The sequence below is a fragment of the Roseivirga sp. genome, from assembly GCF_049099775.1.
Taxonomy (GTDB): Bacteria; Bacteroidota; Bacteroidia; order Cytophagales; family Cyclobacteriaceae; genus Roseivirga.
In genome coordinates, this window is sequence record NZ_JAGDZM010000040.1 from 1 (window position 1) to 671 (window position 671).

At 39.9% G+C, this 671-nt stretch carries 2 protein-coding genes; both read left to right on the forward strand.

The features are described 5' to 3' along the window. Positions 1-231, forward strand: a 231-nt coding sequence (locus JXQ92_RS19305; RefSeq protein WP_421988290.1) for an iron-sulfur cluster assembly protein, incomplete at its 5' end; no start/stop codon positions are given. A gap of 28 nt (positions 232-259) precedes the next feature. After that, on the forward strand, positions 260-671 hold a 412-nt coding region (locus JXQ92_RS19310; RefSeq protein WP_421988291.1), incomplete at its 3' end, for a BrxA/BrxB family bacilliredoxin.

Genomic DNA, 671 nt, shown 5'->3' on the forward strand with positions numbered 1-671 from the left:
GAACTAGGCCTGATTTACGAGATCAATGTATTTCCGGTTAACAATGTTTACGTATTAATGACCTTGACTTCTCCTTCATGCCCAGCCGCAGAAGTAATTCCCGAAGAGGCCAAACAGAGAATAAAGGAAATTGAAGGGGTTAGCGATGTGGAAATAGAACTTACATTTGATCCTCCATATACTCAAGACATGATGTCTGAAGAAGCCAGATTGGAATTAGGCTTCATGTAATCGAAAGAAAAATTAAAAATTATAAGATATGTACCCAGAACATTTATTAGTCCCATTTAGACAAGAATTGACTGAAGCTGGTTTCACTGAGTTAAAATCTGCAGAAGCTGTTGAAGAACATTTATCTGATCACAAAGGCACAAGCCTAGTGGTAATAAACTCAGTGTGTGGTTGCGCGGCAGGCACAGCAAGACCTGGTGTGAAGATGGCGCTTAAGCTTTCAGACAAACAACCCGATAATTTAACTACTGTTTTTGCAGGTGGTGATATTGAGGCAACATCGAAGGTTCGTGAATTTCATTTACCCTTCCCTCCTTCATCTCCATCAGTGGCGTTATTCAAAGATGGTGAGCTTGTTCACTTTGTAGAAAGACATCACATTGAAGGTCGTTCTGCTGAAATAATTGGCAACCATTTAGCTGACGTTTTCGAAGAACATT